At 28.5% G+C, this 20,953-nt stretch carries 23 protein-coding genes and 1 riboswitch; of the genes, 11 read left to right on the top strand and 12 right to left on the bottom strand.

Annotation, left to right across the window (positions count from 1 at the left end):
- Positions 1-100: 100 nt before the first annotated feature.
- Positions 101-781, top strand: coding sequence for a phosphoribosylaminoimidazolesuccinocarboxamide synthase (locus tag ACTG45_RS02800; RefSeq protein ID WP_021382918.1), 681 nt, complete (start codon positions 101-103; stop codon positions 779-781).
- A 136-nt stretch (positions 782-917) separates the two neighbouring features.
- Here the strand turns inward: ACTG45_RS02800 and sugE are convergent, their stop codons facing one another.
- Positions 918-1,238, bottom strand: a complete 321-nt coding sequence (sugE, locus tag ACTG45_RS02795; RefSeq protein WP_021382962.1) for a quaternary ammonium compound efflux SMR transporter SugE — start codon at positions 1,236-1,238, stop codon at positions 918-920.
- A gap of 67 nt (positions 1,239-1,305) precedes the next feature.
- Positions 1,306-1,411: riboswitch (guanidine-I (ykkC/yxkD leader) on the bottom strand.
- Between the two features lie 205 nt (positions 1,412-1,616).
- Here sugE and ACTG45_RS02790 point away from each other — a divergent pair.
- Positions 1,617-2,444 (top strand): carbon-nitrogen hydrolase family protein, encoded by an 828-nt coding sequence (locus ACTG45_RS02790; protein ID WP_479919769.1) that lies wholly within the window; start codon positions 1,617-1,619, stop codon positions 2,442-2,444.
- 167 nt (positions 2,445-2,611) lie between these two features.
- On the opposite strand, the gene ACTG45_RS02785 is transcribed toward ACTG45_RS02790, so the two are convergent.
- Both ACTG45_RS02785 and ACTG45_RS02780 read right to left on the bottom strand, forming a co-directional pair.
- Positions 2,612-2,788, bottom strand: a complete 177-nt coding sequence (locus ACTG45_RS02785) for an indolepyruvate ferredoxin oxidoreductase subunit alpha (RefSeq protein ID WP_479919768.1) — start codon at positions 2,786-2,788, stop codon at positions 2,612-2,614.
- 28 nt (positions 2,789-2,816) lie between these two features.
- The gene (locus ACTG45_RS02780) at positions 2,817-3,188 is read right to left on the bottom strand and encodes a pyridoxamine 5'-phosphate oxidase family protein (RefSeq protein ID WP_169468378.1); all 372 of its coding nucleotides are present in this window, start codon (positions 3,186-3,188) and stop codon (positions 2,817-2,819) included.
- A 242-nt stretch (positions 3,189-3,430) separates the two neighbouring features.
- On the opposite strand from ACTG45_RS02780, the gene ACTG45_RS02775 reads away from it, so the two are divergent.
- The 5 genes from ACTG45_RS02775 to ACTG45_RS02755 all read left to right on the top strand — a co-directional run bounded on the left by ACTG45_RS02775 (position 3,431) and on the right by ACTG45_RS02755 (position 9,709).
- The gene (locus ACTG45_RS02775) at positions 3,431-3,934 is read left to right on the top strand and encodes an Rrf2 family transcriptional regulator (protein ID WP_021382933.1); all 504 of its coding nucleotides are present in this window, start codon (positions 3,431-3,433) and stop codon (positions 3,932-3,934) included.
- Between the two features lie 655 nt (positions 3,935-4,589).
- On the top strand, positions 4,590-5,264 hold the full coding sequence (locus ACTG45_RS02770; protein WP_479918065.1) for a response regulator transcription factor: 675 nt from the start codon (positions 4,590-4,592) through the stop codon (positions 5,262-5,264).
- Entirely contained in the window at positions 5,252-6,412 is a 1,161-nt protein-coding gene (locus tag ACTG45_RS02765; RefSeq protein ID WP_479919767.1) for a sensor histidine kinase, read from the top strand. The genes ACTG45_RS02770 and ACTG45_RS02765 overlap by 13 nt, the downstream gene beginning before the upstream one ends.
- Before the next feature lie 166 nt (positions 6,413-6,578).
- Positions 6,579-7,247: an ABC transporter ATP-binding protein gene (locus ACTG45_RS02760; RefSeq protein ID WP_479918063.1), complete on the top strand. Its 669-nt coding sequence runs from the start codon at positions 6,579-6,581 to the stop codon at positions 7,245-7,247.
- Between the two features lie 2 nt (positions 7,248-7,249).
- Complete coding sequence (locus tag ACTG45_RS02755) at positions 7,250-9,709, top strand: FtsX-like permease family protein (RefSeq protein WP_479919766.1); 2,460 nt, start codon at positions 7,250-7,252, stop codon at positions 9,707-9,709.
- Positions 9,710-9,789: 80 nt separating this feature from the next.
- Here ACTG45_RS02755 and ACTG45_RS02750 read toward each other — a convergent pair whose 3' ends face one another.
- The 6 genes from ACTG45_RS02750 to ACTG45_RS02725 all read right to left on the bottom strand — a co-directional run bounded on the left by ACTG45_RS02750 (position 9,790) and on the right by ACTG45_RS02725 (position 15,019).
- Entirely contained in the window at positions 9,790-11,112 is a 1,323-nt protein-coding gene (locus ACTG45_RS02750; protein WP_479919765.1) for a sensor histidine kinase, read from the bottom strand.
- 120 nt (positions 11,113-11,232) lie between these two features.
- Complete coding sequence (locus ACTG45_RS02745) at positions 11,233-11,925, bottom strand: response regulator transcription factor (protein WP_021382947.1); 693 nt, start codon at positions 11,923-11,925, stop codon at positions 11,233-11,235.
- A 51-nt stretch (positions 11,926-11,976) separates the two neighbouring features.
- Positions 11,977-12,756, bottom strand: a complete 780-nt coding sequence (locus ACTG45_RS02740) for a lantibiotic immunity ABC transporter MutG family permease subunit (protein WP_479919764.1) — start codon at positions 12,754-12,756, stop codon at positions 11,977-11,979.
- Complete coding sequence (locus ACTG45_RS02735; RefSeq protein WP_479919763.1) at positions 12,753-13,523, bottom strand: lantibiotic immunity ABC transporter MutE/EpiE family permease subunit; 771 nt, start codon at positions 13,521-13,523, stop codon at positions 12,753-12,755. The genes ACTG45_RS02740 and ACTG45_RS02735 overlap by 4 nt, the downstream gene beginning before the upstream one ends.
- Positions 13,516-14,238: a lantibiotic protection ABC transporter ATP-binding protein gene (locus ACTG45_RS02730; protein WP_021383015.1), complete on the bottom strand. Its 723-nt coding sequence runs from the start codon at positions 14,236-14,238 to the stop codon at positions 13,516-13,518. The genes ACTG45_RS02735 and ACTG45_RS02730 overlap by 8 nt, the downstream gene beginning before the upstream one ends.
- A 268-nt stretch (positions 14,239-14,506) precedes the next feature.
- On the bottom strand, positions 14,507-15,019 hold the full coding sequence (locus ACTG45_RS02725) for a hypothetical protein (protein ID WP_479919762.1): 513 nt from the start codon (positions 15,017-15,019) through the stop codon (positions 14,507-14,509).
- A 204-nt stretch (positions 15,020-15,223) separates the two neighbouring features.
- Here ACTG45_RS02725 and ACTG45_RS02720 point away from each other — a divergent pair, with 204 nt between their 5' ends.
- Together ACTG45_RS02720 and ACTG45_RS02715 are read left to right on the top strand one after the other, a co-directional pair.
- Positions 15,224-15,481 (top strand): hypothetical protein, encoded by a 258-nt coding sequence (locus tag ACTG45_RS02720; protein ID WP_021382953.1) that lies wholly within the window; start codon positions 15,224-15,226, stop codon positions 15,479-15,481.
- 120 nt (positions 15,482-15,601) lie between these two features.
- A complete protein-coding gene (locus ACTG45_RS02715) occupies positions 15,602-16,228 on the top strand; it encodes a uracil-DNA glycosylase family protein (RefSeq protein ID WP_479919761.1) in 627 nt (208 codons plus the stop codon).
- A gap of 229 nt (positions 16,229-16,457) precedes the next feature.
- Here the strand turns inward: ACTG45_RS02715 and ACTG45_RS02710 are convergent, their stop codons facing one another.
- The 3 genes from ACTG45_RS02710 to ACTG45_RS02700 form a co-directional block, all read right to left on the bottom strand.
- Positions 16,458-17,237 (bottom strand): EFR1 family ferrodoxin, encoded by a 780-nt coding sequence (locus tag ACTG45_RS02710; protein ID WP_479919760.1) that lies wholly within the window; start codon positions 17,235-17,237, stop codon positions 16,458-16,460.
- A gap of 68 nt (positions 17,238-17,305) precedes the next feature.
- On the bottom strand, positions 17,306-17,731 hold the full coding sequence (locus tag ACTG45_RS02705; RefSeq protein ID WP_479919759.1) for a MarR family winged helix-turn-helix transcriptional regulator: 426 nt from the start codon (positions 17,729-17,731) through the stop codon (positions 17,306-17,308).
- 11 nt (positions 17,732-17,742) lie between these two features.
- Positions 17,743-18,420, bottom strand: coding sequence for a flavodoxin family protein (locus tag ACTG45_RS02700; protein WP_479919758.1), 678 nt, complete (start codon positions 18,418-18,420; stop codon positions 17,743-17,745).
- A 237-nt stretch (positions 18,421-18,657) separates the two neighbouring features.
- On the opposite strand from ACTG45_RS02700, the gene ACTG45_RS02695 reads away from it, so the two are divergent.
- Both ACTG45_RS02695 and ACTG45_RS02690 read left to right on the top strand, forming a co-directional pair.
- A complete protein-coding gene (locus ACTG45_RS02695) occupies positions 18,658-19,044 on the top strand; it encodes a BlaI/MecI/CopY family transcriptional regulator (protein WP_021382959.1) in 387 nt (128 codons plus the stop codon).
- 2 nt (positions 19,045-19,046) lie between these two features.
- Positions 19,047-20,846, top strand: coding sequence for a BlaR1 family beta-lactam sensor/signal transducer (locus tag ACTG45_RS02690; protein ID WP_479919757.1), 1,800 nt, complete (start codon positions 19,047-19,049; stop codon positions 20,844-20,846).
- Positions 20,847-20,953 lie beyond the last annotated feature (107 nt).

The raw sequence follows: 20,953 nt of genomic DNA, 5'->3' as shown, positions 1-20,953 counted from the left end.
TAAATATAAGGTATCAATATAAATTTTCATGCGAATATCAGAACTTTTTTGACACTAATGCCTTATTCAATATAATAATTTAACTTTTTGGAGGTTGTTTATGAAAAAAGTGTATCAAGGAAAGACTAAAGATGTTTTTGAACTAGATAATGGAAATTACTTACTTAAATTTAAGGACGATGTAACTGGTAAAGATGGTGTATTTGACCCAGGTGAAAATAGTGTAGGTCTAAGTATAGATGGAATTGGTAGAGCTAATTTAGAGACATCTGTTAAGTTTTTTGAAATTCTAAACAATGCTGGAATTAAAACTCATTATGTAGGTGCTAACTTAGAAGAAGCAACTATGGAAGTTCTACCAGCAAAAGTTTTTGGTAATGGATTAGAAGTTATTTGTCGTTATAGAGCTGTTGGTAGTTTCTTACGTCGTTATGGTTCATGCGTTGAAGAAGGTGCTAAACTAGATTGTTATGTAGAAGCAACTTTAAAAGACGATGACCGTTGTGACCCACTTATAACATCTGAAGGTTTAGAAGCTTTAAATATTATGACTCAAGCTCAATTTGATTCAATGAAAAGTATGACTCAAAAAATTTCTAATATAGTTCGTGATACTATAGCTGAAAAAGGACTTGAGCTTTATGATATCAAATTTGAATTTGGATTCTACAATGATGAAGTAATATTAATAGATGAAATAGCATCTGGAAATATGCGTGTTTATAAAGATGGTGTAATAGTTGACCCTATGGATTTAACTGCTCTTTTATTAGCAAAATAATACATAGTATATACATATAATTTTCAAATATAATAAACTTATAAAAAAAGCTATGAAATGAAGACTTTTTAAATGTTAATTATTTTAAAATATTTAAAAAATCTTTACTTTCATAGCTTATTTAAATTAATTCATTTTAATTAGTAGACAGTAACTTTAAACCTACAATCCCTACCACAATAAGACCTATACATGCAATTCTAGCTATACTGATAGGCTCATTTAATATAGCAATCCCCACAATAGCTGTACCAACTGTACCAATTCCAGTCCATATAGCATATGAAGTTCCAAGTGGAAGATGTTTAAGTGCTAGTGATAAAAAGTAAAAACTTATAATCATTCCAACAATAGTAAGTATACTTGGAGTCAATCTAGAAAATCCATGCGAATTTTTTAGTTGAAAAGCCCAAAAAACCTCAAACAAACCTGCAATAAATAAAAATAACCATTTCATAAAATAATCCCTCTCCTCAAATTTCTCATTTTTTACAAATAAAATAACCTGAGAAATATTCTAAAATATCTCCCAGGTTTTTATCCTTCCGTGTTCACAGCAAAACTATGCTGTGGGTTTTATCTTGGACCAGACCAATAATTAATAATTGCGGAACCCTATAAAACTCTATTAATTATTCTATTGTATTATAATAATACTATCAACATATATAAGAAAAGTCAATATATGGATACAACCCATAATTATAATAATATCTATGTACTTTTTTAGATATACTTATAAGTTCTTTTCTTACCTCTTTATGGAAATCTAAGAATATCTAATTTTTATTTAATATGTTATAATAACATAAAAATATTGAAAGGAGTAATTTCTATGAATTCTTATAAAATTGCAGTATGCCAGATGATAACTACAGAAAATAAAATTGAAAATATCAATCATGCTGTAGAAATGGTAACAGAAGCTGCCATCAATGGAGCTAAAATTGTGATTTTGCCAGAAATGTTTAACTGTCCATATGAAAATAAATATTTTCCTAAATTTGCCGAAGAATATCCAGGTGAAACAACAAAGATATTGAGTAAGTTAGCCGAAAAACATGAGATTTATCTAGTTTCTGGTAGTATACCTGAGTTAGAAGATGGAAAAATATATAATACTTGCTATGTATTTGATAAAAATGGAACTCTAATTGGAAAACATCGCAAAATGCACTTATTTGATATCGAAGTTACAGGAAAGGTTAGCTTTAAAGAATCAGATACTCTTACAGCAGGAAATGATGTTACTGTAATAGATACTGAGTATGGAAAAGTTGGTATAGCTATTTGTTATGACATTCGATTCCCTGAATTATCACGTTTAATGGCTCTTAAAGGTGCTGAAATCATTATCTTGCCTGCTGCATTCAATATGACTACTGGCCCTGCTCATTGGGAGTTATCTATAAGAATGCGTGCTTTAGATAATCAAATATTCTATGTTGGTGCTGCACCTGCTAGAAATAAAGATGCTTCCTACATAGCTTATGGTAATTCAAGAATTTCAGACCCTTGGGGAAAAATTATTGCTCAAGCCGATGAAAAAGAATGTATCATTTATGCTGATATTGATAGAGATTTAATTCCTGACATAAGACAGCAATTACCATTGCTTAAACATAGAAGAACAGACTTATATGAACTTAAAACTTTGAAATAATAAACATATAATAGAAGAGGCTGTCGCATGAGCAAATTAAATTTGTTCTGCAATAGCTCCTTCTGCTTGTATACTAACAAATACTATTCTCTTCACTACACTTCATAGTTCTAACTTAAAAAATAAATCATTATTTTACTGTCAATTCTATTTACTTAATGACATTTCTATTGATTTGAAGATATACATTTTTTAGGGCATATAAGTTGACAAGCTCCACAGTCAACACATACAGATTCATTGATTATTCTTTTTTCTTCTAATTTTGTTATACACCCAACCTTACATACTCTCTCACAAGAGCCACAACCTATGCAATTAGATTTATTGATTCTTCTTGGCATAATTCTCTCCTTAAGTTTAAAATATGTTTTATAAAGTTTGTTTACAAGACTCAACTGTAATTTCTAATACTCTTGTTAAAAAAGGAAATTTATCTGCCATCATTTTAAAATTACTTCCTTCTTTTAAAAATCTAGCTTTTCCTTCAAGTAAAAAACCTGTTCCCATGTATCTATATCCCATTACTTCGTGACTACCAATAGTTAATTTAACTTTAGAGTTAATATTTATATTTTCCTCTGTTTTAATCATTGCAGCTGCTGGAATTAAAATTTTATTTTCGTCAGCAAGAACTATATAACTATTCCAAGTGTTAGATACATGAGCCTCGCTATTGTTATAAGTTACTATGGAAACTACACCTTCATTATTTAATACTTCGAAAAACTTTTCTGTAAACATCTTATATTTCCTCCTGTATATTAAGAATAATTTTTAAATTGATGAATATTTAAAAGATATATTAAAGATATTTATTATCGCCGATATATCTTGTCTTTAATTATAATATAATAGTTTTTATACTATGTCAATGATAAAAATTATATTATTTTATAAGATTTGATAATAAGGTAATGGGTTGAATGATAATTAATAATAATGTATTATTAAAGATATTATTTTAGAGAAGGAGTTTTGCTGTAATGAAGTTTTCAATAGGAGTAGAATATGCACTACATTGTTTATTATATATGGTAAATTTAGAAGAAGGTAAATCTGTTGGAATCAGAGATTTGGCAACATTTCAAGGAATATCAGAGACTTACCTATCAAAAATATATGCTAAATTAAGTAAATCAGGAATAGTAAAATCTGTTCCAGGAGTAAAAGGTGGGTATACATTAGCTCGTGATGCAAAAGATATAACATTTTGGAATGTTATTGAAGCAGTAGAGGGAAAGGAATCATTCTTCCAATGTGCAGAAATTAGACAAAATAACATATTATTAGATAAGGAAAATTTACCAGATACACATACTAAGTGTCCTTGTTTAATAAAAGTAGTAATGTTAGAAGCTGAAAATGAAATGAAAAATTACTTGAATAATAAGACTTTATCATGGTTATATAATCAAGTATATAATAATATACTTCCTAAAGAGATGGAAAAAGCTACAATAGAATGGTTTAAAAATACTGAAAAATGATTTATTAGAGAGGTTACGTACTAGAAAATAGCACCACACCCTTTTTATAGTATGTAACTTCCATCTTGATTACTAATCTATCCACTAATAAATATATATCATTATCTTATTAAATATCCTTAATATTTTCTTTCATCATACCTTCCAACTTTACATTTGAATTATGAATACTTTATTTGGTGTTATTATAATGCCTAAACAAATATTATTTTTTGTAGATACTTGCTCTTTTAGGCTCATTTAAATTTATTATTCTCTTATTTAGAACTATATAAAACAAAATTAGTTGGTATATCAACTAACTAATGTATATTCATTCGCTTTTATAAGTTTTTATAATTTATCTGATTTTTAATTAATATCCTTACTTCGTTAAATCCTTTTTTTTATATATATCCTACATTATACATATCTGTTTTCCATTTAAATTATAAGGCTTCATCATTTAAAGTTTTACATTTACAAGTATTAAATATAAAATATATCTTCATTTAAAATTACCAACAATCATATGCTTGATTTATTTAATATATCAAAATATACTAACTTTAATGATTAAGTTTTGGAATATCCCTAAAAATTTGAGAATTTATTGAGATTTTTATACTAAAATTAAACATACTTTAAATGCTTGTATTTAGAAAGGAGAATTTTTATGAACAATAAAATACTTGTTGTAGATGATGAGGAAGGCATAATAACACTCTTAAAAGATTACTTTGAAATGAATGATTATGAGGTCTACACTGCTCAAAGTGGAAAAATTGCATTAGAAAAAATATCTATAAACCCAGATATTATTTTACTTGATATAAATATGCCTGAAATAGATGGAATTGAAGTCTGTAATAGAGTTAGAGATTATGTATCATGCCCTATTCTGTTTCTTACTGCTAAGATTGAAAATGCCGATAAGATAAATGGTTTTCGTGCTGGTGCTGATGATTACATTGTAAAACCTTTCGACTTAGATGAACTTGGAGCTAGAGTATCTGCTCATCTAAGACGTGAACAAAGAAAATCAAATCAAACTAAAATTAAATTTTATAATGATTTAGTAATAGATTATGAGAAAAAGTCGATTTCTATAGATAATAATCTAGTCTCCCTTTCAAAGAAAGAATTTGATATAGTGGAGCTTCTTTCCATGAATCCTGGTCAAGTATTTGATAGAGAAAGAATTTATGATAGAATCTGGGGATACAATAGTAATGGTAATAGCGATGTTATAATGGAACATATTAGAAAAATACGAATCAAATTATCAAAATATACTCTTGAAAATTACATAGAAACAGTATGGGGAGTTGGTTATAAATGGATAAAATAAATGATATGTCACTAAAAAAATCTTTCTTTGTTCTTACCTTATCTTCTCTAATTATAGCATCAATACTTACAGTTCTATCATACATTTTACTTAATAATATATATAGGTCTATACAAGATAAATATTTAGGAACACCTCTACATACAGGAACTATAACCATAATACAGAATAATATTAACCAGTTCAGTGATTATGATAAAACATTACTTAATATAATTAATACACTTCAGTTTGTGCTTCCACTTGTATTTTTTATAGGTTTTTTATTATTGGCGGATATAATTTTTTATAAGATAAAATTGAAAACACCTATTGAAATACTCAATAAGGGTGCAATGGAAATATCCAATAATAACTTAGACTTTTGCTTAGAATACAAGAGTAATGATGAATTAGGTAATCTATGCAATGCTTTTGATAAAATGAGGTCAGAACTAAAGAAAAACAATATAAATATGTGGACTATGATTAATGATAGAAAACAGCTTAATACTGCTTTTTCTCATGATTTAAGAAATCCTCTAACAGTTCTAAAAGGTTACTCAAATTATTTAACAAAATACATACCAACAGGAAAACTTACTGACGAAAAAATTTTATCAACTACTCAACTTATGTCTGAACATATTAACAGAATCGAATGTTATGTGGAAAATATGAGTAGTTCTCAACGATTAGAAGATTGGGTTGTTTCAAAATCTTTATCAAGTATAGACAAGTTTATAAAAAACTTAGATAGAAATCTATCTATTATTGCTGAACAAGAGAAAAAATCTTTTACACTTACAAACAAAATAAATAATATAAACCTATTGTTTGATGAAAATATTATTCTTAGAGTTATTGAAAATATAATATCAAATGCTTTTAGATATGCGAAAAATAATATATCCATACTTATATATCTTGAACAAGAGCTCCTTACATTTATAATTGAAGATGATGGTATAGGATTTAGTGAAGAATCTCTAAAATCAGCCTTAAAACCTTTCTATAGAGATAAGATTTCAAATAACAACAACATGCACTTTGGTATGGGTCTTTATATATCTAAAATATTATGTGAAAAACATGGTGGCTCTATTTACGTTGAAAATAACTCAGCCAATAGTGCTAAAATTACAGCTAAATTCTCAACAAAAAATTAAAGCAATTTTATAAGATTATTACTTCTCTTCTATAAATTTTGTTAATTAGAATTTATAGAGGATATCCTTTTGAAATAAACTCTTAAATAAATAAAATTAGAAAGTTGAGAAAAAATTGAGTTTTAAAACTTACACTCTTCTTATATAGAAAAGGAGAGTGTTTTTTATGATTATAAAAGCAAAGCAATTATCAAAGATATATGGTTCTGGCAACAATAAAGTTATTGCACTTAATAATGTCAATTTAGAAATAAAATCAGGTGAATTTGTTTCTATAATTGGACCTTCTGGAAGTGGAAAAAGTACGCTTTTACATATTTTAAGTGGTTTAGATAACCCTACCTCTGGGCAAGTGTTACTTGATGATAAAGATATATATAAATATAGTGAAAAAGAATTATCTGCTCTTAGAAGAAAGTCCTTTGGATTCGTTTTTCAGCAGTTTAATCTTTTACCTGTTCTTACAGCATCTGAAAATATTTCAATGCCTGTACTTCTAGATAAGAAACAGCCTGATAAAAAATACTTAAATGAAATCTCGTCATTACTTGGAATCACAGATAGGCTTCACCATCTTCCTCATGAGCTTTCAGGAGGTCAGCAACAAAGAGTTGCAATTGCTAGAGCACTTATTGCAAAACCAAATATAGTATTTGCTGATGAACCCACAGGAAACTTAGACAGTAAAAGTGGTAGTGAGGTTATGAATCTTCTTATCAAAACTTCAAAGCAGTTTGGTAAAACTTTAGTAGTAATCACCCATGATGATAGAATTGCAAAACTTGCTGATAGAAGACTTTCAATTATTGATGGTGTGCTTATGGAGGTGGAATAATAATGAAGAGTTACCTTTCACTTTCAATAAAAGAATTAAAAAACCAAAAACTTATGACTACACTTATTATTATAGCAATAGTACTATCAACCATTATGACGACTGTGATTGGGCAGTCAATTGCTATACTTCAAAATTTAAGAATTGAACAAGCTCGTTCTTTTAATGGTGATAGACATGTATCCTTTCACCAACTTACTAAAAATCAAGTTGATAAAATAAAGAAGGATAATAGAATTTATCAAGCAGGTACTTCAGTAGCCCTTGGTACTAGTAAAATAAAAGATTCTGGCATCTCTGTACTTGTAAAAGAATATGATAAAACGGGACTTTCCAATTACCCAAAGTTAATGAAATTAAAATCTGGAAATCTTCCTAAAAATGAGAATGAAATAGCTTTAGATGAAAATACACTAAAACTTATGGGCATAAAGCCAAAACTAGGTATGACAATACCTATGAATTTAGATATTTCACTTTTAAAGGACACTATACCAGCATATAATTACACGGCCAACTTTAAATTGAGTGGTATTTTAGAAGATGATTATACTGGATATGCAAGTGGTACAGTAAATGGTATTGTAGGTAAAGGTACATCAGAAAATTTTCTGCCTAAAAGATATACTTTATCCTCATTGGATTTTAAAATAAAACAACAAGACAAGTTCCAAGAAATAGTAAATCAATTAGCCAAAGATATAGGTCTTTCCCACAATTCAATTCAGTATAATTGGATTTATTTAAATGCACTTGGAATACAGTTTGAAAAAGATAATTCTGACAATGACGGTATCTCTATTATTATATTGGTGTCTTTATTCATTGCTTTATTAGTTTTATTGGCTTCGGGACTTGTAATCTACAACATTTTAAAAATATCTGTTACAAAGAAAATTAAGGAATATGGAAGTCTAAGAGCGATAGGTGCTGAACCAAATCAACTATATAAGATTATTATTTTACAAATTTTAATCTTATGTGCTATTGCCATACCTATTGGAGCTATAGTTGGAATTATATCTTCTGAGGGCATAACTGGAATGGTAACTAATATCTTAAACCCAGATATACTTCTAGCAAATAATAGTAAAGAAATAACTGAGCTTATACATAAAAACTCAACTGCTTATCTATTCCCATTATTATTAAGTGCTAGTATGTCATTGATTTTTTCATTTATTTCTGCCTTACCATCAGCAATATATGCTTCACATGTCTCTCCAAAAATTGCTATGGCTGGTAGTACTACTAAAATCAAAAGAAAGATTAAAAGAGAAAAAACAATAAAAAACTTTGAAAGGCATCTCGCATGGCTAAACTTAAAAAGAAATAAAGGAAGAACTATAATAACTATACTCTCTTTATTTATGAGTATAACAGTATTCGTCGCACTGAGTGAGTTTTCCAATGTATTAGATGTATCCAAGTCAGTAAGCAATTTAAAAGAAGGAGATTTTTCCTTAACAAGTGAAGTATCTGGTTTTGATAAGTCCACTCTAGATAAAATAAAGAGCATAAAAAATATCGACCGTACTTCTTTTATAAAATACTCTGAATATAAACAGGGAGAAATAGATACAAATATCCATTTTGAAAATAGTGGTGAGATGTTAAAAATCATTGGAATTGATGAAAGGACTTTAAAAGACTCAATACCTTCTATTACAAATTCCACATTAGAAGATTTTAAAAATGGCTCCATCTGCTTTATAAAAAATCCAGTTGCTATTTCTACACCAGGTGTAAAAACTAAATATACAAATCTAAAACCTAAAGATAATATTACAATCAATAAAAATCAACTAGAAATATATAGTACAATAGATAAAATGTTTTTTTTACAAGGTAATGGTTGGTTAAATGGTGTTGATGTTATTGTATATGATTCTGTTTATGACACCTTGACAAATAAAGACAAGTTTAATCAAATAAATATTTATGCTAAAGATAAATCAGATTTAGAACAAATAAGATTATCTATAGAGCAGATTTGTAAAAACAATCCAGGCTCTCATTGGATATCATACATCGAATCAGACAAGCAACTTAAAGAGAGTTTTAAACAAATAGAATTTCTAGCATGGGCAGTAATACTGTTTGTGGGTTTGATTGGTACTTTAAATATAATTAACACAACTAATACAAATATAAATACTAGAATTAATGAGATTGGAGTTAAAAGAGCTATTGGTATGAGTAATAGTAGTCTATATAAGATGTTTTTATGGGAAGGTGCTTACTATGGAATTTTTGCATCCATATTTGGCTCCATTGCTGGATATGCCAGTGCTGTTATCATAAACATGGCAACTATAGAAAAGCTTGATTTTACTAATATACCAATTCTTTCAATTTCACAAGTTACACTTGTTTCTATACTTGCATGTATAATAGCTACTCTTATTCCATTAAGAAAAGTTAAAAAGATGAATATAATTGATTGTATATATATTAATTAAAATTTAAGAAAGAGGAGGCATAATAGCCTTCCTCTTTTGATTTAAAATATATAAGTTAAATTCATAAATCTTTTAAGTAATTAAGTACCATGCCAAAATGTCACACATGCTCCACCTGATTTTGAATTTTCTATTTTGACAGAACCTCCAAGCTGTTCCACTAATTGCTTTACAATATAAAGCCCAAGACCAGAATGACCACCTTTGGTTTGTCTAGCTTCATCGCCTCTATAAAACTTATCAAGAGCCTTTTTCAAATCTTTAGAGCTAAACCCACTACCAGAATCGCAAATCTTATAATAGATACAATTTTTTTCAGACTCTACACTGATGTTAATACTACCACCTACTGAAGTGTATTGCAGACTATTGGATATAATATTATCAAAAATTCTAGTCAATCTATCCACATCTATTTGAATTGGAAACTGCATATTACCCTGCATTTTCAGGACAAGCTTTATTTCTTTTTGATGAGCCTGTAATTCATAGTCTTGTACCTTTTGTTTCAAAAAATCAGGTAAATTTACAGGGACAAGGTTTAATTGTATATTCGATTTTTCCAAATCAGATGTGTATTGCATTTTCTGAACAAGAGAAGCACTTTTTTCTGTATTTTCTCTTATAACTGTAAGATACCTGTGTAATTTTTCGTTACCATCTAAATTATTATCAATAAGTGCATCTGTATATCCCAAAATAACAGAAAGGGGAGATTTCAAGTCATGCGCTAGAGCTTCTACCATTTCAACACGTTCTTGTTCTATTTTCCACTGTACAGATAAAGATTTTTTTAGTTCATCTTTCATTTCAGAAAAAGCACTGCAAAGTTTTCCAAGTTCATTATCTGAATAATAGTCGATTTCAAAATCAAGGTCTTTTTCTCTTATCTTCTTGGACGCATCAATTAATAAATGTACTGGTTTATTGATATTTTTTACAAAGCGTTTAGAAAACCATACAGTGAACCCAATAATATATAAAAATGGAGAGAATAAAGCTATTACAATAATTACACCTATAAATCTTCCCCTATTATTTGCAAATGTCACTTTTACTTGATAGGACAGAATAACCGCTCCTTCAACCTTTCCATTATCATCTTTAATAGGAATAGTATAGATGTAACCTCCTTTACGAGCAATTTTTTTGCTAAAATTGCTAAATAGTTCTTCTTTTGTCTTGAATGGTTTTCGTGAATTAGTACTATACAATACATTGCCATTATCATCCACAACTTGATATAAAAGCCCATCTCCATGAATAATACTTTTTAATTCTTTTTCATTCGATTGAGATAACCAGTCTATGTTTTTTTCATTAATGTATTTTTCAATTCCAGGAACTTGTCTCTCATAATAATTTGATTGATAAATATCCTTATCTGCTGAATATATAAACAAGTAAATAGCAAAGACATAAGTAATTATTGTGGAGACTATACTAGCTATTATAATGAAAATAAAGGTATGCCTGAACTGGGTCGTAAGTGATTGATTTTTCATTTAATAATTTCTCCTCCCTTACATTTTGTTCCACTTGTATCCAATTCCCCAAACGGTAGAAATATATTCTTTTTCTGGCATCACAGCGGCAAACTTAGCTCGTATTTTTTTGATTCGTTCAACAACAGTTGCAGAATCGCCCTCAGAATCACATCCCCATACTTTTTCATAGACCTGTTCTCTGGAAAAAACTTGTCCTGCATGAAGTGCTAGTAGTTCAACAATATCATACTCTATTTTTGTTAAGTCAATATCCTTGCCATCAATTTTAACTGTACGCTCTCTCATATATAGGCACAACTTTCCAAAATACAATGTAGACCGTTTATTTTCTTCATTGATATACTGTGACCGTTTTTCTCTACGCAGATTGGCTTCAATTCTTGCCATCAATTCACGCAATCCAAAGGGTTTTGTTACATAATCGTCTCCTCCAAAAGTTAATCCTTTGATTTTGTCAGTTTCCGATTGCTTTGCACTCAAAAATATAATCGGACACAAAACATCATCTCGAATTGCCTGGCATACCTCAAAACCATCCATTTTAGGCATCATAATATCCAGTATAATAAGGTCAGGCTCCATTTTTGATAACTCTATACCTTTCTGCCCATCAGAAGCTACCAATACTTCATGACCTTTTTCTTTCAATTCATCTTCAAGTAACATTACTAAGTCTATTTCATCATCAATAATCAATATTTTGCTCAATATAACACCTCCTTTATATTATGAGAAGTTAGTTATTAAAGCAATATCCATCTACTCGTAGCTTTTCCTTCCCTCCCATATTTTAAACCAAACAACTCCTCCTATCAAGAATATAATTAGACCTATTGCCACTGCTACAAAATGTATAGTAGCTGATTGTATCATTCCAGAATAAATCTCTTCAGTTGGAATAGTTCCATCTCCTTTAATAAAGTAAGTTCCTGGAAGCATACCCAATTTTACTGGCCATGTCCATGGAACAAATGGGCCAACTGTTGAACCAATACTTGTTAACCCAAGTATTGCAGCCATTAAAATCCCACCAACACTAATACCAATAGATGCACCCATTCCCCATGCAAAACTCACCCAAAGGTGAATAGCTAATATTGGAAGTGACCCGATTACCACAAGAGCAGCTGCTGCCATAAATAGCCCTATTGGTGCACCAGATGGCACTGCAATATTCATGCCTATGCAAAGTATCAATGTAGCAATAAATGTACATACAGCTAAACAAAAAAGGAGAAAAAGAAATTTTCCAAGATATAATCTAACACGAGAAATACCTATACATAAAAAACCATTAAAATTTCCAGCAAGTTCTTCCTCATACACTATAAATCCTGACAGAATACCTACTCCAATAGGAATAATGAATACAGTCCATACTGTGAAAAACCCTTCAAAAGCAAATGCTTGTGTACTTCCAGATTTGATTGCAAGATAGGCAACCACACATAATGAAAAAATAACAGGCATAAAAAGAGTAAGCCATCGGACAGCTGTTCTCTTTGCTCGAAGCCATTCTGATGATAATAGTTTTATCATTTGTCATCCCTCCTACTAAACCAAACTGCAGTAAGTGCTGTTAATACTAGAAACACAACCAAAGAGACAACAATACCAATAGGAATTACTGAATTATTCAAAAGAGGGTCTCCAGCTTGTAATATAGTACCATTAGGATGTATGTTAATGATTGGACACACCATTCTAACTGCCCAACTCCATGGTACCGCAATCCAAAATGGTTGTGTCGCAGCAAGGACACCCAATATCATTCCTAAAAATCCAACTCCCATGCTTAAGAACATACCTTTCCACGTAGCAATCAATAACTGAATTGGAAGTATAGCAAGAGAGACAACCCAACATACAATACTTGCCCCTATAATCTGTCCAAAAGGAATTGGTCCAGCTTTCAATATTAAACCAGTTATAATTGTTACAACTATTAAAATTAATGTTGAAATCAAACTGTAGACTGCCATAGCTATAACTTTATTAATCCAAAGTACCATAGGAGATACATTGTGTGTACGTAAAGCACGATAATTTCCAGCTTTTCTTTCCTGTGCAGCTACTAAAGTAGCAAACAATGCAAATCCAATAGTCAAGAACATAAATGACCACCAGTTAAAAACTAATGCTAAAAGATTTTGCCACTCCCAAGAATCTGATTGGGACAATGGATTTTGCATAAGTGTTCCTTGCATTATAAGTGCATATGCTGCAAAGAATACTGGAAAAAAAACAATCAGTTTCCCCATAAATGTTCTTTTATATTTTAAAAGTTCAGATTGTAGACTATTCATCTTTTTTTCCCTCCTTTATTTGCCCTCCTTTAAGAATAACATTTGAAAAGAATTCTTCTAGATTTTCATTAGGGTCAGGTGCTCCTTGAAATAGTAGTCGTCCTCCACTTATAATCCCAATATTATCTACAACTTGAGCAACTTCTGACAGAATATGACTAGAAAGAATCACAGTTATACCTTTTTTTGGAAAAGAAGCAATCAACTCACGAAGTTCTTGAATTCCAAAGGGGTCAAGCCCATTAGTTGGCTCATCCAGTATCAACAATTCTGGGTCACTCAAAAGCGCAATAGCAATTCCCAACCTTTGTTTCATACCCATAGAGAATTGTGAAGCTCTCTTTTTACCTGTATTTTTCAAGTTGACTATTTCTAGCACCTCATAAATTTTATCTTTAGGTAATCCCAAAAGTTTTGTATGTACTAGTAAATTTTCTTCTGCTGTAAGGTTTCCATACAAAGAAGGGGATTCTATTAAGGCACCAATATTTGCAAGAGACTCTCTTTTCCAAGGTTTCCTATCAAAAATAATACGCCCATGTGTTGGACGAAGAAGACCAACAAGCATTTTAAGTGTTGTCGATTTTCCTGCACCATTTGGTCCCAAAAGTCCATAGATACTATTTCGTTCAATTTGCAGAGAAACGTTGTTAACCGCCATTTGTTCTCCATATTTTTTTGATAATTTTTTTGTTTCAAGAATTAAATCTTTCATGTATATTTCTCCTTTCTTGTAATGCATTAAATTCTATTACTAAGAAAATACTAACATGAAAAAATAACAATTCTATAACAGCTAGAAATTTTAATGAAATATAAAATTAAAAATAGAGTTACCAATTTTATTTTGGCAACTCTATTCAAGTTTACGCTTCTTTATGCTTCATATTTATATTAGATTTAAACTTAGTTGTATTAGACTTAAGCTGATATTTCATAATTATACTGGCTTCAAATTTATTTTATAATCTTTAATTCATATACTAATCTATTAATTCATATTTCTTTAGACATCTAACATAGTTTGCTACTAAATAATAATTATTTATATCATATTTATCTAATCCTTTAAATGCAGTTATCTCATCATTAAGCTCATCACTACCCTCTACAAATACACATCCTGTTTCAAACTCCATCCCAACAATAATTGGACAACCACTATACACTTCCTCTTGTGTATCATATAATTTTTTTGCATTCCCTTCATTTTGAATTATAAATGCAACAGGTTTTAATTCTGCATTATTGGGGATTTTTTCTGATAAAGGTTTATTTAATTTAATATTATGGATAATTACATCCTTGAATTCTTCTGAAGTTTCTTCTTTTATTGTATAGTTTTGTTTTAAAAATTCTATTACTTCTAAAATAGGCTTAGAATTTACTTTTAAGATATCTTTATATTTTTCATATACAGATTTCCACTGCTCAATTTTTTCTTGAGATACTTCTTGAGTATACGTGCTTACTTTTTCTTGTGATATTTTTTTCATTTAAATTTCTCCTTCAATATCTATATAATCTCATTTACACATTTTCTTTAAACTCTACATCTGAAACTTATTTATTTTATTACTAGTATAATACTCTTAAAAACTTTACAAATCAATTTAATTTTGCTACCTTTTATTTATAACAACTTATAGTCCTTTTCTCCTCTAATTTCGATAAATTACTTTTACAAGGAGGTTGTCTTTATGATTTTAAATAGAACTGAGCTTTTCCGAGGATATTCTTTAGATAGATTTAATGAGATATGCAGTATATTATCAGTAAACAAAATTAAATATAAGTATAAAGTGAAAAACAATAATTACTCTAAAAGACCTTTTTCCAGTAAAATGATTCTTGGAAATTTAGGACAAAAGGAAGATTTTTCTTACGAGTATTCAATTTATGTACATAAAGATGATTATGAACAAGCAGATGCTCTAATAAATTCTAAGTTTAGATAATTTATCAATCAAACATGACATTCTGTTGTCATGTTTGATATGTTATTATATTTTTAAAACTACATGCTTTAAGACTATTTTTTAGAGTACTTAAAGCTTCAAACTAAGGAGATTTATCATATGAAAATAAATATAAAATCAACTTTAAATGAATTTATTAAGCAGAATAATCTTTTCGATGAAGACAAAGTAGTATCATATCTTCCCAATATAACAATAGACACAGACTCCATAAAAACTATAATGATTAATGAGGTTGTACCAAATAACCCCAATGACGATTTTTATAGTATAAATGAAGATGCAGATTACTTGAAAACTACTCTCCCTTTATTTAACAATGCAGGCATAGAAGTATCTAATATAAATGATATATTAGATATGGGTATCTATGTAACCAATGCAGTAAAACTTCCTAAATCAGAATATACAATAACTAGTGATACAATTAGACTGCATATGCCTATTTTAGAAAAGGAAATTCAATTATTTAATAATCTAAAAGTAGTAATGTTGATGGGAGATGTTGCAAAGAAATCTTTTAATATGATTACTAAAAAACATACAAAAAAGAATGCTATCCCTTCTATCTCAACATATAAACTTCGTAACAATGAACTTTATTATGATAAATTAAGAATATTTCCATCGTATATCATGACTGGTGGAAATATATTGATTGAAAAATCAAAGTTTGAAATGGCATCAGATGATATAAAGAAAATGGTTGAACTTATAAAAGGATAGATGCTAGGTTAAACAAATAATAAGTGCCTCAAAAATTTTTATTTATGAGGCACTTTTATTTTTATATTAATATCACTATATATTTATTTATTATTATTTTTAATCTCTAATATACTTAGTATCATTACATATTACTCTTTACAATATTTCCATAAGATTGCTATATGTTTCTCTCTATTGCTCTAAAATTTTATTTGATAAGATAATTATTAATACAAATAAAATATATCTATTTATATAAAAATATATCCTTAACAGTAACATTTGGATGATGATACTTCTTTCTATCTGTTAAAAATGATTTTTTTATATTGATAGCCTCTTTTGGACACCAGTGAAAACAAGCTAGACATCTTTCACACTCATTACCCCACTTTGGCTTTTTATCGACTATACTTATATTATCTACAGGACAAACTCTTTTACATGTCCCACATCCATTACATTTGTTTTCTGCAAAAAATTTAGTAGTTGCAATTTGCATATTCTTTCCTACCAAACGAAGCATAAAACTATCTACATATGACTTCAAATTATTTTTCCCCTCTATACTTCCCTTCTCCAAGTTATTGATACATTTTGCGACCTCATATACTCTATCAGTTATATTTTTCAATCTTTCTTCTTCAACATCTAGAGGTGTTGTCAAAGCATTTCCAGGCATATCAATTATAAAACCAGCAGATAATTTTTTACCCTTTTTCTTAAGTAGTTTATCTATAGTAAACAAACTATGTCCAGCTACTCCATTACAAGTGGCTATAGCGTATATATGAGTATTATTATTGAAATTTAATTTCTCTACAAAAAATTTTACTATCTCAGGAGCATCAGCAAAGTAAACAGGAAAAACAATTATTAATATATCTTCATTTATCTCTATATTTTGCTTTTTTCTATGTATGGCTAAAGGTATTATTTCTTTACTTTCATTCAACATTTCTTTTAAAGTCTTTGAAACTACTAGAGAATTCCCTGTCCCAGAAAAATAATAAATCTTAGAACTCATTCTTATCCCTCTTTCTATCATTTTGTATCATTAATAGTTAAAAAGACTTCCCAAAATAGAGTTTGTATTTACTTGCCAATTCTATCTAAAATATCGGCAAACAAAGGTAACTCTTCATCAGAAATAGATTTAAATGTCTCTACTGCGTATATACTTGCAATTTCATTTAAAGGTTCTTCTAATTCTCTACCTAAATCGGTCAAAAATATTTGAAATTTACGTCTATCTTTAACATCTACTTTACGGACAATCAATCCTTTATTTTTCATAACATCTAAGATTCTTGTCGTATTAGATTTATCCTTACATGATTTTTCACATAAATCTATCTGAGAAATTCCATCTTGTTCCCATAGAAATCTTAATAACGCATAATGATCAGCTGTTATATCATATCCATTTTGTTTAAACATTTTTTTCAAATCATCTTTTACTTTCAACGAAGTACTTACTAACTTATTTGTAACCTCATATAGTTTCTCAAAATCTTTCATTTTACCTCCATTTAAATAATCCCTTGCGCCTCCCATCTATCAATTATTCCTTTATACTGCTCAATATTTTTAAATGTCATTGGCTTTAAAAAAACATTCATAGCAATAAAGTTATAAATTTGAGAAAACACAGGTGGATTTTTCTTTTCCTCTATGCAATAAATAAATTTTTTAGATACCTTTTGTATCTTTAATTCTACATTTTCAGTTATAGGATTTTGATTAAATCCAATTTTTATAGATAAATTACCACAAACGTAACCTCCAGAATCTAAGACCATTGATTTCATAAAAGAAATCGCTTTTGAACCTCGAGCATTTTCATATGTAGTAACTGCTATACATGGCTTACAGTACAATAACCTTTCCAACATCATATGTGCTCTATCTGTAAATACCTTGAAAAGCCCAGTTACACTGCTTCCATAAGTCGGGCTACCAAATATAACACCATCACTCTTAGTAATTATATCATGAATATACTCTACTTTATCACTTTGATTAATACATTTCCCCATTTTATAACAATTTAAACAACCAATACAGTATGATGGATTGACTTCACTTAAATCGAAATAATTAATTTTTACATTTGGTATTAATCTTTCTATATCTTTATATAAATAAGCCAAAACTTTTGATGTAGCTCCGTTTTTTCTAGGACTCCCATTTATAACTGTAATTATCATTTCTATACCTCCTTATTTTAGTTGTTATATCAACAATAAGTATATCAACTATATTTTTAGCTGTCAATATAAATTCTATTTAACTTAAATGTGTATTTATACAGCTTAATTAATAATTCTATTTAACTATGTGCACTTGCTTAAACAACTATAAATGAATTATCTTTATGAATTGACAAACCAAATTAATGATAATATACTTTATATATTACAAATGTAAGTATAAGGAGGTATATCATGAAAAAATTACCACAAATTTCAGAAGCAGAATATCAAGTGATGAAGATTATTTGGAAATATGCTCCTATTAGCACTAATGAAGTAATTGAAAAACTAGTAGAAATAAGTACATGGAGTCCTAAAACAATTCAGACAATGTTGTTAAGATTAGTTAAAAAAGGAGCTTTGACATATGAAAAAAATAGTAGAGTGTTCGTTTATACTCCACTTGTTGAGGAAGAAGAATATGTAGCTAAAGAAAGTCGTTCTTTTTTAAATCGTTTTTATAATGGTGCTCTTAATTCTATGGTACTAAACTTTTTAGAAAATGATAAACTCTCTGAAGATGATATTGAGGAATTGAGAGAGATTTTAAACAAAAGGGTTACTAAGGAGGATAAGTAAATATGTATGCTCCATTCTTTATCCGATTCTTATTTAGTACATTAACCCTATCATTGTTGATTATTGTAATTTTATTTACTAAAAAAATATTTAATAAGCACATTTCTGCAAAATACCAATATAATATTGGATTTATATTGCTTATAACATTAATAATTCCATTTATACCTCTTAAATATATTAATCTCGGAAATATGTTTAACTATCTACATGGCTTTACCCAATTTGAAAACAATACTGCTAATACTTCTATAATAAAAAATAGCTCAAGTAGTATTATTAATAATTCAAATGCATTAAAAGATTTTTCAGTATCTCTGAATCAATCTAATTTTGACAGTTTAAATATTTTATTATTAATATTATGGATAGTTGGTATTTCAATAATGATAGTTATTGCTATTCATTGTAATTTTAAAATAAGAAATATAAAAAAATCTGCACAAATTTTAGAAGATGATGAGATAGTTTCAATATTTCAACAGTGTAAAAAAGATATTGGGATAAATAGGAATTTTATATTATGTAAATCCCACATCATAAATACACCCATTACATTTGGATACTTTAAACCACATATTATATTACCAAATGAGTCTATATCTAAATTATCTTTAAATGATATAAAATATATTTTACTTCATGAATTACAACATTCTAAAAACAGAGATATATTGGTAAATTATATAATGTGCTTCTTCCAAATATTGTACTGGTTTAATCCTCTTGTGTGGTGTGCACTTAAAGAAATGCGAGTAGACCGTGAAATTGCATGTGACATTTCAGTTTTGAAAAAACTTGATAAAGAAAATTATATAGAATATGGACAAACACTAATAAATTTTGTAGATAATATTTCAAGACCATATAATCTCACACTTACATCAAATATCAGTGGGTCAAAAAAACAGATAAAAAGAAGATTATTAAAGATAGCAAATTTTCATGCTGAATCAAAAGCTTTAAAGTTTAAAAGCATTTTAATTTTTACATTGATTGCTTTAATTGTATTTGGAAATAGCCCTACACTATCCATTATGGCAGATGTTAATGAAGAATATAAACCTATAAATAATCAAACTATGTATGAAGACCTAAGTAACTACTTTGAAGGTTTTGATGGTAGTTTTGTTTTGTATGATTTAAAATCCAATCAATATCATATTTACAATGAAGAAAAAAGTAAAAAAAGAGTTTCTCCAAATTCTACATATAAAATATATAGTGCTTTGTTGGGATTAGAAAATGGGATAATAACAAGAAATAATTCATATATTCCTTGGGACGGAAAACATCATTCTAACAGCTCATGGAATAAAGACCAAGACCTATTTTCTGCTATGGAAAACTCTGTAAATTGGTATTTTCAATATATAGATAAAAAAACAGGAATAAAAGATATACAAACTTATCTTAAACAAATTAAGTATGGTAATTACGATGTTTCAGGAGGCATATCACGCTTTTGGCTAGAATCTTCATTAAAAATCTCACCTATTGAACAGGTGAAATTACTTAAAGATTTTTATACAAATGAGTTTAAATTTAAAGACAAAGATATAAAAACTGTAAAAGATTCATTACTAGTATCAAAAAAAGATGGAGTATCACTTTCTGGTAAAACAGGCACTGCTACTATAAATGGAAAAGATGTAAATGGTTGGTTTATAGGTTATGTAGAAAAAAATGAAAATACTTATTTCTTTGCTACAAATATTCAAAGTAAAGATTATTCTAATGGTAGTTCAGCAGCTAAAATAACACTATCTATATTAAATGACAAAAAAATCTATAACTCCTAATACATTTACTATAAAGTCCAAAAACTTCACATAATTTTCATATGAATTATCTATTAAATTCACACACAAGAGTTATTATATAAACATAGAAGATAGTAAAACTAGCT

It is taken from the genome of Clostridioides sp. LIBA-7602, from assembly GCF_056688945.1.
This window is presented reverse-complemented; position numbering and strand designations above follow the sequence as displayed.

Bases quoted from the DNA above. Each gene is read 5' to 3' on its own strand.
- ACTG45_RS02695 (WP_021382959.1), top strand. From the start codon at position 18,658: ATGAAAAAATTACCACAAATTTCAGAAGCAGAATATCAAGTGATGAAG.
- ACTG45_RS02755 (WP_479919766.1), top strand. From the start codon at position 7,250: ATGAAGAGTTACCTTTCACTTTCAATAAAAGAATTAAAAAACCAAAAA.
- ACTG45_RS02735 (WP_479919763.1), bottom strand. From the start codon at position 13,523: ATGAATAGTCTACAATCTGAACTTTTAAAATATAAAAGAACATTTATG.
- ACTG45_RS02730 (WP_021383015.1), bottom strand. From the start codon at position 14,238: ATGAAAGATTTAATTCTTGAAACAAAAAAATTATCAAAAAAATATGGA.
- ACTG45_RS02800 (WP_021382918.1), top strand. From the start codon at position 101: ATGAAAAAAGTGTATCAAGGAAAGACTAAAGATGTTTTTGAACTAGAT.
- ACTG45_RS02760 (WP_479918063.1), top strand. From the start codon at position 6,579: ATGATTATAAAAGCAAAGCAATTATCAAAGATATATGGTTCTGGCAAC.
- ACTG45_RS02780 (WP_169468378.1), bottom strand. From the start codon at position 3,188: ATGTTTACAGAAAAGTTTTTCGAAGTATTAAATAATGAAGGTGTAGTT.
- ACTG45_RS02785 (WP_479919768.1), bottom strand. From the start codon at position 2,788: ATGCCAAGAAGAATCAATAAATCTAATTGCATAGGTTGTGGCTCTTGT.
- sugE (WP_021382962.1), bottom strand. From the start codon at position 1,238: ATGAAATGGTTATTTTTATTTATTGCAGGTTTGTTTGAGGTTTTTTGG.
- ACTG45_RS02705 (WP_479919759.1), bottom strand. From the start codon at position 17,731: ATGAAAGATTTTGAGAAACTATATGAGGTTACAAATAAGTTAGTAAGT.
- ACTG45_RS02710 (WP_479919760.1), bottom strand. From the start codon at position 17,237: ATGAGTTCTAAGATTTATTATTTTTCTGGGACAGGGAATTCTCTAGTA.
- ACTG45_RS02740 (WP_479919764.1), bottom strand. From the start codon at position 12,756: ATGATAAAACTATTATCATCAGAATGGCTTCGAGCAAAGAGAACAGCT.
- ACTG45_RS02765 (WP_479919767.1), top strand. From the start codon at position 5,252: ATGGATAAAATAAATGATATGTCACTAAAAAAATCTTTCTTTGTTCTT.
- ACTG45_RS02700 (WP_479919758.1), bottom strand. From the start codon at position 18,420: ATGATAATTACAGTTATAAATGGGAGTCCTAGAAAAAACGGAGCTACA.
- ACTG45_RS02720 (WP_021382953.1), top strand. From the start codon at position 15,224: ATGATTTTAAATAGAACTGAGCTTTTCCGAGGATATTCTTTAGATAGA.
- ACTG45_RS02715 (WP_479919761.1), top strand. From the start codon at position 15,602: ATGAAAATAAATATAAAATCAACTTTAAATGAATTTATTAAGCAGAAT.
- ACTG45_RS02725 (WP_479919762.1), bottom strand. From the start codon at position 15,019: ATGAAAAAAATATCACAAGAAAAAGTAAGCACGTATACTCAAGAAGTA.
- ACTG45_RS02770 (WP_479918065.1), top strand. From the start codon at position 4,590: ATGAACAATAAAATACTTGTTGTAGATGATGAGGAAGGCATAATAACA.
- ACTG45_RS02790 (WP_479919769.1), top strand. From the start codon at position 1,617: ATGAATTCTTATAAAATTGCAGTATGCCAGATGATAACTACAGAAAAT.
- ACTG45_RS02775 (WP_021382933.1), top strand. From the start codon at position 3,431: ATGAAGTTTTCAATAGGAGTAGAATATGCACTACATTGTTTATTATAT.
- ACTG45_RS02690 (WP_479919757.1), top strand. From the start codon at position 19,047: ATGTATGCTCCATTCTTTATCCGATTCTTATTTAGTACATTAACCCTA.